This is a genomic window from Actinoalloteichus sp. GBA129-24 (genome assembly GCF_001941645.1).
Taxonomy (GTDB): Bacteria; Actinomycetota; Actinomycetes; order Mycobacteriales; family Pseudonocardiaceae; genus Actinoalloteichus_A; species Actinoalloteichus_A fjordicus.
The window spans coordinates 508,683-523,865 of sequence record NZ_CP016077.1; the positions used below are offsets into that span (position 1 = coordinate 508,683).

Consider the following 15,183-nt stretch of genomic DNA (forward strand, 5'->3'; position numbering starts at 1 on the left):
ACCGAATCGGCGAGGGCGCCGAACACCACTTCAGACAGGCTCGGAGAAGCCGACGCAAGAAGACATCTCGCAAGGAGTGATCCGCAGTGCGTAAGACCAGGCAGAACGTGATCGTCGGCGTGTTGGCCGCTCTGGCTCTCACGGTGACGGCATGCAGCAGCGGTGAGGACGGGGCCGACGACAGCGGAATGGCGGGCGCCGCCACCGCCGAGGAGACCACCGAGCAGACCGACTCCTCCGACGACATGGGCTCGGACATGGAGCCTGCCGCCGGCGCGGGCGTCACCACCCCCGAAGACACCTTCGGCCCGGCGTGCGCGGACCTTCCGCAGGGTGACGAGCCCGGCTCGCTCGACTCGATGGGGCCGCAGCCGGTGGCCGACGCGGCGAGCACCAACCCGGTGCTGACCCAGCTCGTCGCCGCCGTGGGCGCGGTTCCCGGCCTGGCCGACAACCTCAACGGTGCCGACGCCCTGACCGTGTTCGCCCCGGCCGACTCGGCCTTCGACGCCCTGGGCGAGGACGCCTTCAACGAGCTGGCGGCCGACCCCGACGCGCTGAGCGAGATCCTCAGCTACCACGTCGTCGGTGAGCGTCTCGACGCCGAGGGCGTCGCCGAGGCGGGCACCCTCCCGACGCTGCAGGGCGGCGAGTTGACCATTGAGGGCGAGGGCGAGTCGATGACCGTCAACGGTGCGGCGATCGCCTGCGGCAACATCCCGACTGCGAATGCCACCGTGTTCGTCATCGACACGGTCCTCACGCCCCAGAGCTGATCTCGCGGCCGAACCCGTGCGCATGGCCCGGCCGGCCGAAGGGCTTCTGACCTGCGCATGAGTCGCCCGGCCCTGCGGATCTCCCGCTGATTCGCACCGTGCGCTGTCCAGCGGTCGCGGGGGGCGGACCGTCGGATCGGATTCCGCCTTCACGCCGCGTCACCGATGAGTCGATCATCGGTGACGCGGCGTTCGGCCGTTCAGCGCAGCGCGCGGCGCGTTCGCTTCCGCAACTTTGTGCATGTCTTCACAAGCGGTTACCGTGTAGTCGTCACGGCGTCGCGGCGGCTCGCTCGCTCACAAGCGGAACGACTGTCGCGTGACGCCCGGTGAGCGAGCGAGGAGAGTCAGCGTGGCAGCGCAGCGGGATGCGGGTGATGGCTTCACCACGGACACCGCCGCGCCGGGCGTGACCCCCGTGGAGACCTCGGTGGTCCGAGAGCGGGCCAGGGCGATTCCCGAGGCGGCGGTGGCGCGACTGGCGGTGTATCTGCGGGTCCTCTCAGATCTGTCTCGCGACGGAGTGACCAAGATCTCCAGCGAGGAACTCTCCGTGGCGACCGGGGTCAACTCGGCGAAGCTGCGGAAAGACCTCTCGTACATCGGTTCCTACGGAACCAGGGGCGTCGGTTACGACGTCGACGTGCTCGTCGGTCAGATCGAGCGCACGCTGGGTCTCACCCGGCAGCACAGTGTCGCCGTGGTCGGCATCGGAAATCTGGGCCACGCCCTCGCCAACTACGGCGGATTCCCCGGTCGCGGATTCCCGGTCGCGGCACTGTTCGACGTCGATCCGGACCTGATGGGCGTCCCCGTCGGGGGGATGCCGGTGCATCACGTTGATGACATCAGACGGGTCTGTGCCGAACTGGAAGTCACCATCGGCGTGATCGCGACGCCCGCTCAGGGGGCGCAGAACGTCTGCGACAGTTTGGTTCAGGGCGGCGTGCGGTGCATCCTGAACTTCGCACCCGTCGTTCTTCAAGTCCCGGACTACGTCGAGGTGCGCAAAGTCGACCTAGCTGTGGAGTTGCAGATCTTGTCCTTCCATGTGGCCAGGCGGGCGGATCAGGAGCAGGACGCCGCGCTCTCGGCGGCCCACGCCTCGGATCAGGCAGGCGTCGCGAGCGTCCCCGGCGTGGTGATCCCGCGATGAGTCTGCTCGCCATCGGGATGTCGCATCGCAGCGCATCCCTGACGCTGCTCGAGCGCGCCGTCGTCGCCGCCCCGGACACGGAGAAGCTGCTCGACGAGCTGCTGCGCTGCCCCAGCGTCAACGAGGTCCTGCTGCTCTCGACCTGCAACCGCGTCGAGGTCTACGCGGTGGTGGAGTCCTTCCACAGCGCCGTCGAAGAGGTCACCGGGGTCATGGCCCGCCATTCCGGCGTGGACGGCACCGAGCTGACCGACGGCATGTACGTGCACTATGCCGCCGCCGCCGTGGAACACCTGTTCACCGTCGCCGCGGGCCTGGACTCCATGGTGGTGGGCGAGGAGCAGATCCTGGGCCAGCTGCGCGGCGCCTACACGACCGCGGAGTCCGCGCGAACCGTCGGCCGAGCCCTGCACGAGGTGTTGCAGCAGGCACTCCGGGTCGGCAAGCGGGCGCACACCGAGACCGAGATCGGTGCCGAAGGCGCCTCCGTCGTCTCCGAGGCCCTGTCCGACGCGGCCGCCCTGCTCGGCGCGCTGACCGGGCGGCGGGGCCTGGTGGTCGGTGCCGGGTCGATGGGCGGGCTGGCCGCCGCGCACCTGCGCAGGGCGGGCATCGCGGAGCTGGTGATCGCGAATCGCACCGCCGACAACGGCGCCCGGCTGGCCGCCACCACCGTCGAGGCGGGCACGCCCGCTCGCTCGGTGGGGCTCGATCGGCTCTCCGTCGAACTCGCCGAAGCCGACGTGGTGGTGGTCTGCACCGGATCGCTGGAGACCGTCGTCGACGTCGACACCGTGCGGGCCGCGCTGGCCCGCCGGGCGAACGGCCTGCCGCTGGTCTTCTGCGATCTCGGTCTGCCGCGAGACGTGGACGCGGGCGTGGCCGAGCTGGAGTCGGTGTCGGTGGTGGACCTCGACACCCTGCGCGACCGGCTGCGCGGACGCGGGGATGCCGACGCCTTCGCCAAGGTCGGCGCCTTGATCGCCGCCGAGGTCGAGCACTACTTCGCCGCCCAGCGCTCCGCCTCGGTGACGCCTACCGTGACGGCGCTGCGCAGACAGGCGGCCGAGGTGGTCGACGCGGAACTGCTCAGGCTGGACTCGCGGCTTCCCGACCTGGCCCCCGACGTGCGTGCCGAGCTGAGCCGAACCGTTCGACGCGTGGTGGACAAGCTGCTGCACACCCCGACGGTGCGGGTGAAGCAGCTGGCGGCAGGCGCGCAGGGCGTGGGCTACGCCGATGCGCTCCGCGAACTCTTCAACCTGGATCAGCAGCTGCCGAACGCGGTGAGCGCGGCGAAGACGGGGCACCCTGAGGACGCGCGAACGGCGCGGGACGGGGTGAGTCGGGTGGAGTCGGCTGACGTGGGTGGGTCGGACGGCCGAGCCGTCGCAGGGTTGTCGGACGGCCGAGCCGTTGCAGGTCCTCGGGACGGCCGAGCCGCCGCGAATCCGTCAGGCAGCTCCGCCGCCTCGTCGAGCGTGCTGCCGGAGGTGCGCTCCGTGGCGGATGCGCCCACGACGGCGGTGCTGACCGAGGTCGCGAACGTGCCGACCGCGACGGTCGCCGGGACGACGCAGACCGGCGTCGTAGGCGGAACGGAAGTGGTTTCGGCGCTCGACTCGACGCCGGACGCGCCCGGGTCCGACGAGGTGACCGAGTCGTCTCGGGCATCCGCAGCAGACGAACAACGGCGACGTGGCGAGAGCAGCTCGGCGGAGCGGCATCCGCAGGAGCGCCCCGACGTGGATGGTGAGCAGCGGTGAACCGCAGGATTCGCATCGGTACCAGAGGAAGCAGGCTCGCACTCGCGCAGTGCGGCTGGGTCGCAGACCAGCTCACGGCGGCGGGAGCCGACGTCGAGCTGGTGAAGATCAGCACCCCCGGCGACCGCTCCATGGCGCCGATCGCCGAGATCGGCGTCGGCGTGTTCACCTCTGCCCTGCGCACGGCGCTGCACGACGACGAGATCGACGTCGCCGTGCACTCCTTCAAAGACCTGCCCACCGCACCAGACCCCGGCCTCTCCGTGGCTGCGGTGCCGCGACGGGAGGACCCGCGTGACGCGCTGGTCGCCCGCGACGGCCTGCGCCTCGTCGAGCTGCCGCCGGGGTCGACGGTGGGCACCGGCTCCCCGCGGCGGGCCACCCAGCTGGAGGCCCTCGGCCTCGGGCTCCAGGTGCGCCCACTGCGCGGCAACGTGGACACCCGACTTCGCAAGGTCGCCGACGGCGAGCTTGACGCGATCGTGGTCGCCCGCGCCGGGCTGGCCCGTCTGGGCCTGCTCGACGTCATCACCGAATCGCTCGATCCACTGCAGATGTTGTCGGCCCCTGCGCAGGGTGCCCTTGCCGTGGAGTGCCGCGTCGACGACGTGGACATCGAGCACCTGATCCAGTCCACTCTGGACGACCCGGCCAGTCGTGCCGCGGTGACCGCCGAGCGCGCCCTGCTGGCCGCGCTGGAGGCCGGTTGCAGCGCGCCCGTCGGTGCACTGGCCGAGGTGGTGGAGGACCTCGACGACGAGGGGCGCGTAGTGCTGCGTCTGTCGTTGCGAGGAATCGCGGCGACATCGCAGAACGATGTGCTTCGAGCCTCCGCCATCGCTGAGACGACCGCAGCAGAGCAGCTAGGCCGCGACGTGGCCGCGGAGCTGTTGGATCTCGGGGCCGCCGTGCTCAGCGGCCCCGAGCAGTAAGGGAGTGGGGAGTGCCCTGATGACCCGTGCACGCAAGATCCCCGGACGTATCGCCTTCGTGGGCACTGGCCCCGGAGACGCGGGACTCCTCACCGTCCGGGCTAAAGAAGTACTGAAAGCGGCCTCGCTCGTGGTCACCGATCCCGACGTGTCCGCCGAGGCGGCCTCGCTGGTCTCGGCGGACGCCGAGGTCCGGCCCGCGGTCGGCGATCCTGCCGACGTGGCCAAGGACATGGTCGCCGAGGCGAAGAACGGTCGCCCCGTCGTCCGCCTCGTCTCGGGTGACCCGTTCACCGCCGACGCGGTGGTGCGGGAGGCTCAGGCGGTGTCGCGCACCACGATCGCCTTCGACGTGGTCCCCGGCGTCGCCGGTGCCACGGCGGTGCCCGCCTACGCGGGGGTGGCGCTCGGGGCGGTGCACACCGAGGCCGACGTCCGAGGAACGATGGACTGGGCGGCCCTGGCCGCAGCACCGGGAACCCTGGTGCTGCACGCCTCGGGCAGTCACCTGGCGGAGGCGGCGTCGTCACTGGTGGAACACGGCCTCGCGCCGCAGACCCCGGTGGCCGTCACGGCCGACGGAACGACGTTCACGCAGCGCACGATCGACACGACGCTGGCCTCACTGGCCTCGGTGGCGGGGGACCTGCTGGGTCCGCTGGTGATCACCGTGGGCTCTGCCGTGGCCGGTAGACAGAAGCTGTCCTGGTGGGAATCGCGTGCCCTGTACGGCTGGAAGGTCCTGGTGCCGCGAACCAAGGACCAGGCGGGCGCGATGAGCGACCGGCTCCGGGCGCACGGCGCGATCCCCGTGGAGGTTCCGACCATCTCGGTCGAGCCGCCGCGCAGCCCGGCCCAGATGGAGCGGGCGGTCAAGGGACTGGTCGACGGGCGCTACCAGTGGGTGGTGTTCACCTCGACCAATGCGGTTCGTGCCGTGTGGGAGAAGTTCCGCGAGTTCGGCCTGGACGCCAGGGCCTTCTCCGGGGTCAAGATCGCCTGTGTCGGCGAGTCCACGGCGGAGAAGGTGCGGTCCTTCGGCATCATCCCCGAGCTGGTTCCCTCCGGGGAGCAGTCCAGCGAGGGTCTGCTGGCGGACTTCCCGCCCTACGACGACATCCTCGACCCGGTGGACCGGGTGCTGCTGCCCAGGGCCGACATCGCCACCGAGACGCTCGCGGCGGGTCTGCGCGATCGAGGCTGGGAGATCGACGACGTCACCGCGTACCGGACGGTGCGGGCGGCTCCGCCGCCTGCCGACACTCGCGAGATGATCAAGACGGGCGGGTTCGACGCGGTGTGCTTCACCTCGTCGTCGACCGTCCGCAACCTGGTCGGCATCGCGGGCAAGCCGCACTCCCGGACCCTGGTGGCCTGTATCGGCCCGGCCACCGCCGAGACGGCGACCGAGTTCGGCCTGCGGGTCGACGTGCAGCCCGAGGTCGCGCAGGTCTCCTCGCTGGTGGACGCACTGGCCTCGCACGCGGCTCGACTGCGTTCCGAGGGCGCCCTGCCGCCGCCGCGTAAGGCCAAGCGGGCTCGCCGCTAGCGGTGCGGCGGCGCTCGACGATGCCGTGTCGATGAACGGATCGTCCGGTCCACACCGGTGGGCGGGACGGTCCGTTTTCGTCTCGGTGCCGTCGACGTCCTGGCGAGGTCCTGCCGGAAGAACACGACGTCGTAAGGAGTCGACATGTTCCCGACGCACCGTCCTCGGCGGCTTCGACGCACCCCGGCGGTGCGTCGACTGGTCGCGGAGACGAGCGTGGCACCACGGCAGCTGGTGCTGCCGATGTTCGTCAAGGAGGGCGTGACGGCTCCCGTGCCGATCGCCTCGATGCCCGGCGTGGTCCAGCACGATCTGGACTCCCTGCGCCGGGCCGCCGTCGAGGCGGTCGAGGCGGGCGTCGGCGGGCTGATGCTCTTCGGCGTGCCCACCTCGCGGGACGCCGTCGGCTCTGCGGGCTCCGACCCGGACGGCATCCTCAACCGCGCGTTGGCGGCGGTCGCGGCCGAGGTCGGTGACGCGACGGTGGTCATGTCGGACTGCTGTCTCGACGAGTTCACCGATCACGGCCACTGCGGCCTGCTGGCCGCCGACGGCCACGTGGACAACGACGCGACGCTTCTCGCCTACCGGGAACTCGCCGTCGCCCAGGCGCGGGCGGGAGCCCAGGTCGTCGGGCCGAGCGGCATGATGGACGGCCAGGTCGGGGCCATCAGGGAGGCGCTGGACGAGGCCGATCTCGCCGACACCGCGATCCTCGCGTACTCCGTCAAGTACACCTCCGCCTTCTACGGCCCGTTCCGGGACGCCGTGGAGTCGCAGCTCGTCGGCGACCGGCGCACCTACCAGCAGGACCCGGCCAATGCCAGGGAGGCGCTGCGAGAGGCGACCCTGGACCTCGCCGAGGGCGCCGACGCGGTGATGATCAAGCCTGCGATGTCCTATCTGGACGTCGTACGCCAGGTGGCTGAGATCGCCGACGTTCCGGTGGCCGCGTACCAGATCTCCGGTGAGTACTCGATGATCGAGGCCGCCGCCGCCAACGGCTGGCTGGATCGACGCGCCGCCGTGCTGGAGACGCTGACGTCGATTCGGCGGGCGGGCGCGGACATCGTGCTGACGTACTGGGCGGTCGAGGCCGCTCGCTGGCTGCGCGAAGGCTGATTCCCAGGCGGGCGTCGGCGCGTCGTGCGCCGATGCCGAGACGGTGCAGGCCGACGGCTCGACGCGGTCGGACCGGACGAGGCTGATGCGGGTTGCTCGACTGGGCTGCGGTCTGTGATGACTGTTCGCCTGTGACCCGATCCAACGATATGTTGAGCCGATGATCACACCGGCCGACCCGGAGTCCTCTCGGCAGCCCGACTCTGCGCAGGATGGCCCCGCCGGCGCCTCGGCCGGGGCGGACCGAGCGGCCGCTGTCGCGCGGGCATCGGCTGCGGGCGAGGCGGCCTCCGCCGCAGGTGCTCCTTCCACACCCGAATCCGGGGCGGCCGCTGTCGCCGCCGGGCCGTCGGCTGCCGGGCAGGCCGCTGCCGCCGGGCTGCCGCACGCCGAGCCGTCGGACACCGAGCCGGTTGTCGCCGAGGAACCGGGCCCCGTGTCTCCGCCCGGCCTCGTGTCCGACCCCGACCCCGACCCCGACTCCGGCTCCGACCCCGACCCCGATTCGGCAGTCGACCCCGACCGCGACTCGACGGTCGATTCCGGACCAGGCACGGACTCGGCAGACCGCCAGGCGGCAGCGGACCCGACCGGCTTGGACGTGGTGCCCGAGTCGGCGGCGACCGATGCGGCAGCGGTGCCCCACTTATCGACGCCCGACTCCTGCGCGGTGCCCGATCCCGACGGCGACACTCCACCGCCGCCTGCGCCGGGCGTCCCGGTCGAAGTGAGCGTCGCGACCGGGCTGCTGGGCGTCGGGCTCGTCCTCCAGCTGATCGTGCCGGTGCAGACGCTGCTGGCAGGCGTTCCTGCCGATCACTGGGGCCCGGTGGCGCTGGCCTTGTTCCAGTGGTTCGGCTTTCTCGCCGTGTACGCGTTCTTCGCCGTCTCGGCGTATCGCGGTGCGCACTGGGCCCGAATCCTGCTGCTGGTCCTGGCCGCCGTGGCCGTGTTCGGCTTCCTCGCGGACATGGCGGAGCGGGTCTTCGGCCTTGCCGCGATCCTGCACTGCGTCGCGGTGCTCCTGCTGTTCCTGCCCGGAGCGCGAGCCCATTTCGCCTCCGACGACCACCCGCCACGCTGATCGGCCACGCTGCCTCGTCCCGCAGCGGATGATCGACTGCGGGCATCGGCTGCCCGAACTCACCATGCCCGCCGACCGGACGACGGCGACTTCTCGGCCCGATCGGCACGAATGATCGGCACCCGTAGGCGCCGGAGCACTGCTCCTAACGGCGGCCCGCCCGGCACGATCGGGCAGGTCGGCGCCGCGAGAACGACCCGGAGCGCACGGCGCAGCGCCCGCCGGGAGTCACGAGCGCACTGCTTCATCCGAACCGGTGGTCTTCCGCTCCGATCGATCGTCGACTCCACCGGCGCGCGGGAGCAGACGGCGACGTGGAGTGCGTCGCGGACGCCCCCGGCCGTCAGCCGATCACCCTGCGGCGACGCGGTGTCGAGCCCCCGATGAGCCGGGCGATCTCCGGTGGGGGACGCCGAGCGCGTTCCCGAGACACCGGCCGCTGCCGGATCAGGCCGCGTCCGTCCAGCCGGTGGACATCACCGCGAGCGGCTTCTAACGTTCAGGCGTGTCCGCACCCAATGATCCGGATCGTCCTGGTTCGCACGAGTCGATCCCCTCCGCACAGTCCTATCCCGCTGCGCCCGCGTCCAACGCCGGTGTGCAGACGATTCCGGTGCCGAGAGAGGTCACGATCTCTTTCTGGATCTGGATCGTGACGGCGGTGATGATCTTCAGTTCGGTGCTCTCGCTCTTCGGTCAGCGCGACGAGATCAGGGCGCAGACGATGCAGGAGAACCAGGGCAACCTGACTCCGGAGGAGGTCGATCAGGCTGTCACCCTCGCCTTCGGGCTGTTCTTCATCGTCTACCTCGCCGTCGCCCTGCTGTTCACCCTGTTCGCCTTCAAGGCCAAGGCCGGTCGGAACTGGGCCCGGATCGCGTTGGCGGTCGTCACCGGACTCAATCTCGTTGCCTTCATCAGCGGTCCGAACCAGGGACATGTGATGAGCCTGGTGTCGATCCTCGTCTCGGTGGCCGCCGTGGTGCTGCTGTACCTGCCCAACTCGAGCGCGTACTTCGCGCTGAAGAAGGGCATGACTCCGCCGCGCGGTCGGGTGATCTGAGCGCCGGACAGGCGGCGAGTCGAACCCGGCCCCAGCGGCCGGTCAGCGGAATGGGTGCGCCCGACCGGTGTGCCGGGAACGACGCATCGGGATTCGCACCAGCGGTTGCATGCTGCGGAGGGTCACGACGGCCGAACGGCCCGGCGTGGTCGGCGGGTGAGTCGTCCTGCCGTGGCCGGTATCACGGCACGGCCGCCGAGCCCGGTCAGCGGACTGGGCGCACCCGCACCGACGTGCCCCGCTCGTCGTCGCAGGCGCCGGGGCTTCGGCACACCGCCGCACCGCGACCGCCTCAGCACGCCGTCGGGTCGCGCACCGTAACCGACGGGCCTGCTCGGACCAAACCGCGAGCTGCCCGATGTCGGCACGACTTAGTCCCGTTCTCACCATTCCGGTGGACGAGTGGACAAGTGCTTTCTACTGTGCAGCACGTGAGCACGCCATATGGTCAACAAGGTCAGGGACAGCCGCAGGAGTTCGGCGGCCCGGCCGCACCGTCGGGTCCGGGCGGTTACCCGCCCGCGCCGCCGCCCGGACCTCCGGGGTCCTACCCGCCACCCCCCGGCGCGCCTGGTGGCTACCCGGCGCAGTCCGGCCCGCAGGGCCCTCCCGGCTACGGCAACTTCCCGGGCGGGATGGAGCAGCCGTCGGGACCGGGGCAGCGTCCCACCCGGCCGCGCACCGTGAACATCGCCTTCATTCTGTATCTGGTGAACTCGGCGCTCGGCATCCTGGGTGCCGTCATCCTCATGGCCACCATGGACTCGCTCATCGTCGCCGAGGCCCGCGCCGCCGGGCTGGACAGCGAAGCCGAGAGCGTGCTGGAGACCTTCCGGGCCGCGATGATGATCACTGCCGTGATCGCCCTGATCTTCTCGGCGGTGTTCCTCCTGTTCGTGTTCATGATGCGGAACGGACGGAACTGGGCCCGAATCCTCCTCACCGTGCTGTCCGGACTCGCCTTGCTCTCCACGATCGGCAGCCTCGGCGACACCGGTTCCAACGGACTCCTCGTCGGCCAGACGATGCTCTCGATCGCGCTGCCGATCGGCGCCATCGTCGCGATGTACCTGCCCGAATCGAACCGTTACTTCAAGTCCAACTGAGCCTCCTCGGCGCTCGGCGGCCGAGCATCATCGGCCCCATCCCGGTCGAGATGCGAGGCCGCCGAGTACCCGCCCCGATCGTCGAGCGGCCCCGCCTTCGACCTACGACCGGGTGTGACACGCCACTTCCTCGAGTAGTAGTCGACTCCGGGTCCGCTCGGCAGCCGGGCCCCGTGGTGCTCGTCCGGCGTCGGCAGGCCCGAGATCGGCTCCAGTGCGGACACGAGTTCGTCCCGGTCTGATCAACATCGGGTCCGAGGTCGGCTGGTCTTCCTACCGTGGCTACTCGTGAATGAGCCAGCCGGTCCTTCAGGACCAGGCACGACCGAGCCTGCACATCCGGACCACGGCACCTACGCGGTCGACGCACCCCCGGAGCCGCCGGGCGCACCCCCGGCGCCGGGGGCCTGGCCCGCTGCGCAGGCCTACCGGGGATACCCGAACGCCATGGCGCCGCCCCAGTCGGTCCTGAGGTCCGCCCCCGTCCGGCCGCGTTCCGTAGACCTCGCGTTCTCCGTGCACCTTTGCGGCTCGGTGCTCGGCCTCCTCAGTGCCCTGCTCGGTCTCGTGATCCTGGACGAGCAGATCCGTGCGGACCTGGGTTCCGACGACCTGGGGATGCCGAGTCTGGACGCCGCGGTCGAGCTCATGAGGATCGTGGCGGTGACGATGACCATAGTCGTCGTCGTCATCTCCGTGGTGTTCCTCTTCTTCGTGTTCGCGATGCGCAACGGACGAAGCTGGGCCCGGATCCTGCTCACCGTGGTCGGCAGCCTGAACCTGCTGGCCAGTCTCGGGTACCTCGGCCAACTGGGCGTGCAGTTCGGCATCGGCGGGGTGGGCGTCGTCGTCGCCACCGTGAACATCCTGATCCTGCCTGTGACGGCCCTGGGGATCATCGCGATGTACCTGCCGGAGTCCAACCGCTATTTCCAGTACAACTGAGCAATGGCAGAACCCGCCGAGGCACCCGTGGTGCTCCCGCCGAAGGTCATTCGCATCGCCGTCGCACTGTGGTACGCGCTGGCCGTCTTCCTCACCCTGCACGCCCTGTTCCTCTGGCTGCGCCCGCAGGGCATCGCCGAGCAGCTTCAGCGGCGGTCCGACGTCACTCCGGCGGAGGCGGCCGACTTCGCCGCAGACCTGGTGTTGGAGAACCTGCTCGTCACGCTGTTCTTCGCGGTGCTCTACTGCGGGTTCGCCTTCCTCCTCGGTCGGCGACGCCGCTGGCCGAGGATCGCGCTGACCGTCGTCGGCGCCCTCCAGCTCTTCCTCCAACTCGGTGCCGGGTTCACGCCCGTGGGCATCGTCGTCCTCCTGCTGGTGATCGGCGGCCTGGTCACCGTCTGGCTGCCGAAGTCGTCGATCTGGCTGAACGGGCGCGATCCGGAGCAGGCGGCCTGATCCGAGCTGGATCAGGTAGCACTCCGCCGCCTCGTCTCGGCCTGCTCACGGTGTGATCGAGGCGGGGCCCCAGCCTGCGGGAGCGGTGCGGCAGGCGGATGCGACTCGGCACGTCCGAGGCCTGCGCACCCCGGAGTGACGATCGCTCCTGCCGCACCGATGATCCGTGCAGGCGGAGTGCCGAACCCGGTGATCGACTCCGTCGCAGGCACGACCCCTCGGGCAGGCGACACATGGCAGACTCTTCGGTCATGACCGCTCCGCACCCGACGAACACGATCGGTGACCACCCGGTGGGGGCACATCGCCTGCACCAGCCGCGCCGTGCCGTGCTCGCCGTCGGCGAGGTGATCCTCGCCGTCGGGCTGGTCGTCCTCGCCGTGTGGCTCTGGCGGACGGGTGTGCTGCGCGACGAACTGCCCACCGGGGAGGGAGAGTCGAGGGTGCTGCTGCGTTACGTCGGCGACCGGCTCGCCCTGTCAGTGGGTGCCGGGTGCCTGGCAGGCGTCCTGCTGCTCGACTCGATTCGTCAGTTCACCCTCGCGATCCGGACTCGGCCGAGGCCCGAGCCCCTCTTCGGGCCGGTCCCGCCGCCGAGCTGACCCGCTGCCACCGGCCGGTCGGGGGACTTGCGAGACTGGTCCGGTGACTCAGGTGCCCGATCCTCCGACGTCCGCGCAGCCGGTGGCCCGTTCGCAGGCCCTGTTCGACCGTGCGAGCGGGGTGACCCCCGGCGGGGTGAACTCGCCGGTTCGTGCGTTCCACTCCGTGGGCGGCACGCCGCGCTTCATGGTGCGCGGCGCAGGCGCCTACCTCTGGGACGCCGACGACAACCGCTACGTCGACCTGGTCAGCTCGTGGGGCCCGATGATCCTGGGCCATGCCCACCCGGCCGTCGTCGACGCGGTGCGGACGTCGGCCGCCGCCGGTCTCTCCTTCGGCACGCCGACGGAGGGCGAGATCCTTCTCGCCGAGGAGATCATCGGCCGGGTCGACCCGGTGGAACAGGTCCGGCTCGTCAACTCGGGCACCGAGGCGACGATGAGCGCCATCCGACTGGCCAGGGGCGTCACCGGCCGAGACAAGATCGTCAAGTTCGCGGGCTGCTACCACGGACACGTCGACGCGCTGCTCGCCGCCGCAGGCTCCGGCCTGGCCACCCTCGGCATCTCCTCCACGCCGGGAGTCTCCTCCGTTCAGACGGCGGACACGATCGTCCTGCCGTACAACGACGTCGCGGCGCTGCGGGCGGTGTTCGCCGAACACGGCCGAGACATCGCCTGCGTGATCACCGAGGCCGCGGCGGGGAACATGGGCGCGGTCGCTCCGCTGCCCGGTTTCAACGCGGAGCTGCGCACCCTGTGCCACGCCTCGGGCGCGCTGCTGATCATGGACGAGGTGATGACGGGCTTCCGCGTCTCCTCGGCGGGCTGGTACGGGCTGGAGGGCGTGGCGGGCGACCTCTACACCTTCGGCAAGGTCATGTCGGGGGGGCTTCCCGCAGCCGCGTTCGGCGGTCGGGCCGACGTGATGTCGGCGCTCTCCCCGGTCGGACCGGTCTACCAGGCAGGGACCCTGTCCGGGAATCCCGTCGCCGTCGCCGCCGGACTTGCGACGCTGCGCACGGCCGACACCTCGGTCTACGCGCGGCTGGACGCCAATGCGCGGCGCCTCGGCGAGTTGTTCGCCGACGCGTTGACCGGCGCCGGAGTGGCCCATCAGATCGGCTATGCGGGCAACCTCGTCAGCATCTTCTTCTCCGACTCGCCGGTACACGACTTCGCCGGTGCCCAGGCCGCCGAGACCTGGCGATTCCCCGCGTTCTTCCGCAGCCTGCTCGCGGCAGGCGTCTACGCCCCGCCGAGCGCCTTCGAGGCCTTCTTCGTCTCGGCCGCACTGGACGACGCCGCGTTCGAGATCATCGCCGCCGCACTGCCCGCCGCCGCGACCGCGGCGGCCGAGGCCCGACCGGAGGGAGATCGGTGAGCACCCGCACCGTCGTTCATCTGCTTCGCCATGGTGAAGTGCACAATCCTGAGGGCATCCTGTACGGAAGGCTGCCCGGCTTCCGGCTCTCCGAGCGCGGCGAACGGCAGGCCGAGACGGTCGCCGAGTTCCTGTCGGGGCACGACATCGTGCACGTGGTGACCTCGCCGTTGGAGCGCGCGAGGCAGACGGCGCTTCCGCTGCTGGCTGCGCACCAGCTCACCCCCTCGATCGACGACCGACTCATCGAGGCGGACAACCTCTTCGAGGGCCAGCGGGTCTCGGTGGGCGACGGCGCGCTGCGGTCGCCGAAGAACTGGCCGAAGCTGCTCAACCCGTTCCTGCCGTCCTGGGGCGAGCCCTACCTGAAGATCGCCCATCGGATGCTGGCCGCCGTGCATCGCGCCAGAGCCGCCGCCGAGGGGCATGAGGCAGTGTGCGTCTCGCATCAGCTCCCGGTGTGGACGGTGCGACAGTTCCTCCAGGGCGATCGGCTCTGGCACGACCCGAGGCATCGGCAGTGTGCGCTGGCCTCGTTGACGAGCCTGGAGTTCGAGGCGGAGCGTCTGGTCGGAATCAGTTACCGCGAACCGGCCGGGCCGTCCGGCAGTCAGGTCGCAGGCGCATGACCAGGCGCTTCCGGCTGGTCGGCCTGCTCGGAGCAGTACTGCTGACGCTCGGTGCATGCAGCTCCGGGCAGGCCGACGACGTCCCCGGCTCCGGCCGATATCAGTTCGTCGCCCCCGGCGGTGAGACGCGCATCCGCTATGACGAGGCGGAACGGCAGCTCGCGCCGGAGATCAACGGCGACGATCTGATGAACGAGGGCGAACAGATCGGCGCTCAGGATTTCGAGGACGAGGTGGTGGTCCTCAATATCTGGGGTTCGTGGTGTGGTCCATGCAGACTTGAAGCCTCACACCTGCAATACGTATATGAGGAGACCGCAGAAGACGGCGTGGCGTTCCTCGGAATCAACGTCAGAGACAACGTGCGTTCGGCGCCGATGGATTTCGTGTCGAATCTCGGAATCACCTATCCGTCGATCTACGATCCCTCCGGACGATCGCTGCTCGGGCTGCGTGGCTATCCGCGCACTGCGGTGCCGTCGACGATCATCCTGGATCGCAGTCATCGAGTGGCCGCAGTGCTCTTGGACGAGGTGCTGGCCGAGGATCTGCTGCCGATCGTGGCGGAGATCGCCGCCGAGGAGTGACGGGTCGGGGTGGGTTCGTCGGG

The 15,183-nt window shown here is 70.4% G+C and carries 14 protein-coding genes and 1 pseudogene; all 15 read left to right on the plus strand.

From position 1 onward, the window contains the following. Nucleotides 1–86 precede the first annotated feature (86 nt). The 15 genes and pseudogenes from UA75_RS02285 (at nucleotide 87) to UA75_RS02360 (ending at nucleotide 15,160) form a co-directional block, all read left to right on the plus strand. The gene (locus UA75_RS02285; protein WP_075738449.1) at nucleotides 87–776 is read left to right on the plus strand and encodes a fasciclin domain-containing protein; all 690 of its coding nucleotides are present in this window, start codon (nucleotides 87–89) and stop codon (nucleotides 774–776) included. A gap of 409 nt (nucleotides 777–1,185) precedes the next feature. Then, a complete protein-coding gene (locus tag UA75_RS02290) occupies nucleotides 1,186–1,932 on the plus strand; it encodes a redox-sensing transcriptional repressor Rex (protein ID WP_232237790.1) in 747 nt (248 codons plus the stop codon). Further along, nucleotides 1,929–3,317, plus strand: a pseudogene (locus tag UA75_RS02295) (glutamyl-tRNA reductase); the annotation flags it as partial. The gene UA75_RS02290 and the pseudogene UA75_RS02295, both read left to right, overlap by 4 nt. Nucleotides 3,318–3,694: 377 nt before the next feature. Next, entirely contained in the window at nucleotides 3,695–4,630 is a 936-nt protein-coding gene (gene hemC, locus UA75_RS02300; RefSeq protein WP_075738455.1) for a hydroxymethylbilane synthase, read from the plus strand. A 19-nt stretch (nucleotides 4,631–4,649) separates the two neighbouring features. Continuing rightward, the gene (locus UA75_RS02305) at nucleotides 4,650–6,179 is read left to right on the plus strand and encodes a uroporphyrinogen-III synthase (protein ID WP_075738457.1); all 1,530 of its coding nucleotides are present in this window, start codon (nucleotides 4,650–4,652) and stop codon (nucleotides 6,177–6,179) included. Nucleotides 6,180–6,323: 144 nt separating this feature from the next. Next, complete coding sequence (hemB, locus tag UA75_RS02310) at nucleotides 6,324–7,301, plus strand: porphobilinogen synthase (protein ID WP_075738459.1); 978 nt, start codon at nucleotides 6,324–6,326, stop codon at nucleotides 7,299–7,301. Nucleotides 7,302–7,461: 160 nt separating this feature from the next. After that, nucleotides 7,462–8,385 carry a hypothetical protein gene (locus UA75_RS32440; RefSeq protein WP_075738461.1) on the plus strand — a complete coding sequence of 308 codons (924 nt, stop codon included), beginning with the start codon at nucleotides 7,462–7,464 and terminating at the stop codon, nucleotides 8,383–8,385. Nucleotides 8,386–8,890: 505 nt separating this feature from the next. Further along, nucleotides 8,891–9,448: a hypothetical protein gene (locus UA75_RS02320; protein WP_075738463.1), complete on the plus strand. Its 558-nt coding sequence runs from the start codon at nucleotides 8,891–8,893 to the stop codon at nucleotides 9,446–9,448. Between the two features lie 431 nt (nucleotides 9,449–9,879). Next, a complete protein-coding gene (locus tag UA75_RS32445) occupies nucleotides 9,880–10,554 on the plus strand; it encodes a hypothetical protein (protein ID WP_157433949.1) in 675 nt (224 codons plus the stop codon). Nucleotides 10,555–10,842: 288 nt separating this feature from the next. Continuing rightward, on the plus strand, nucleotides 10,843–11,499 hold the full coding sequence (locus tag UA75_RS02335) for a hypothetical protein (protein WP_157433950.1): 657 nt from the start codon (nucleotides 10,843–10,845) through the stop codon (nucleotides 11,497–11,499). Between the two features lie 3 nt (nucleotides 11,500–11,502). Then, nucleotides 11,503–11,958, plus strand: coding sequence for a hypothetical protein (locus UA75_RS02340; protein WP_075738469.1), 456 nt, complete (start codon nucleotides 11,503–11,505; stop codon nucleotides 11,956–11,958). 251 nt (nucleotides 11,959–12,209) lie between these two features. Next, on the plus strand, nucleotides 12,210–12,560 hold the full coding sequence (locus UA75_RS02345) for a hypothetical protein (protein WP_157433951.1): 351 nt from the start codon (nucleotides 12,210–12,212) through the stop codon (nucleotides 12,558–12,560). Nucleotides 12,561–12,603: 43 nt separating this feature from the next. Next, nucleotides 12,604–13,944 (plus strand): glutamate-1-semialdehyde 2,1-aminomutase, encoded by a 1,341-nt coding sequence (gene hemL / locus UA75_RS02350; RefSeq protein WP_075738473.1) that lies wholly within the window; start codon nucleotides 12,604–12,606, stop codon nucleotides 13,942–13,944. Next, the gene (locus UA75_RS02355) at nucleotides 13,941–14,573 is read left to right on the plus strand and encodes a histidine phosphatase family protein (RefSeq protein WP_075738475.1); all 633 of its coding nucleotides are present in this window, start codon (nucleotides 13,941–13,943) and stop codon (nucleotides 14,571–14,573) included. The genes hemL and UA75_RS02355 overlap by 4 nt, the downstream gene beginning before the upstream one ends. Then, entirely contained in the window at nucleotides 14,570–15,160 is a 591-nt protein-coding gene (locus UA75_RS02360) for a TlpA disulfide reductase family protein (protein ID WP_075738477.1), read from the plus strand. Before UA75_RS02355 ends, UA75_RS02360 begins: the two co-directional genes overlap by 4 nt. The last annotated feature ends 23 nt before the right edge of the window (nucleotides 15,161–15,183 follow it).

Excerpts from the sequence above, each read along its gene's own strand:
- UA75_RS02305 (WP_075738457.1), top strand. The coding sequence starts at position 4,650 with ATGACCCGTGCACGCAAGATCCCCGGACGTATCGCCTTCGTGGGCACT.
- hemB (WP_075738459.1), top strand. The coding sequence starts at position 6,324 with ATGTTCCCGACGCACCGTCCTCGGCGGCTTCGACGCACCCCGGCGGTG.
- UA75_RS32440 (WP_075738461.1), top strand. The coding sequence starts at position 7,462 with ATGATCACACCGGCCGACCCGGAGTCCTCTCGGCAGCCCGACTCTGCG.
- UA75_RS02340 (WP_075738469.1), top strand. The coding sequence starts at position 11,503 with ATGGCAGAACCCGCCGAGGCACCCGTGGTGCTCCCGCCGAAGGTCATT.
- UA75_RS02345 (WP_157433951.1), top strand. The coding sequence starts at position 12,210 with ATGACCGCTCCGCACCCGACGAACACGATCGGTGACCACCCGGTGGGG.
- UA75_RS02360 (WP_075738477.1), top strand. The coding sequence starts at position 14,570 with ATGACCAGGCGCTTCCGGCTGGTCGGCCTGCTCGGAGCAGTACTGCTG.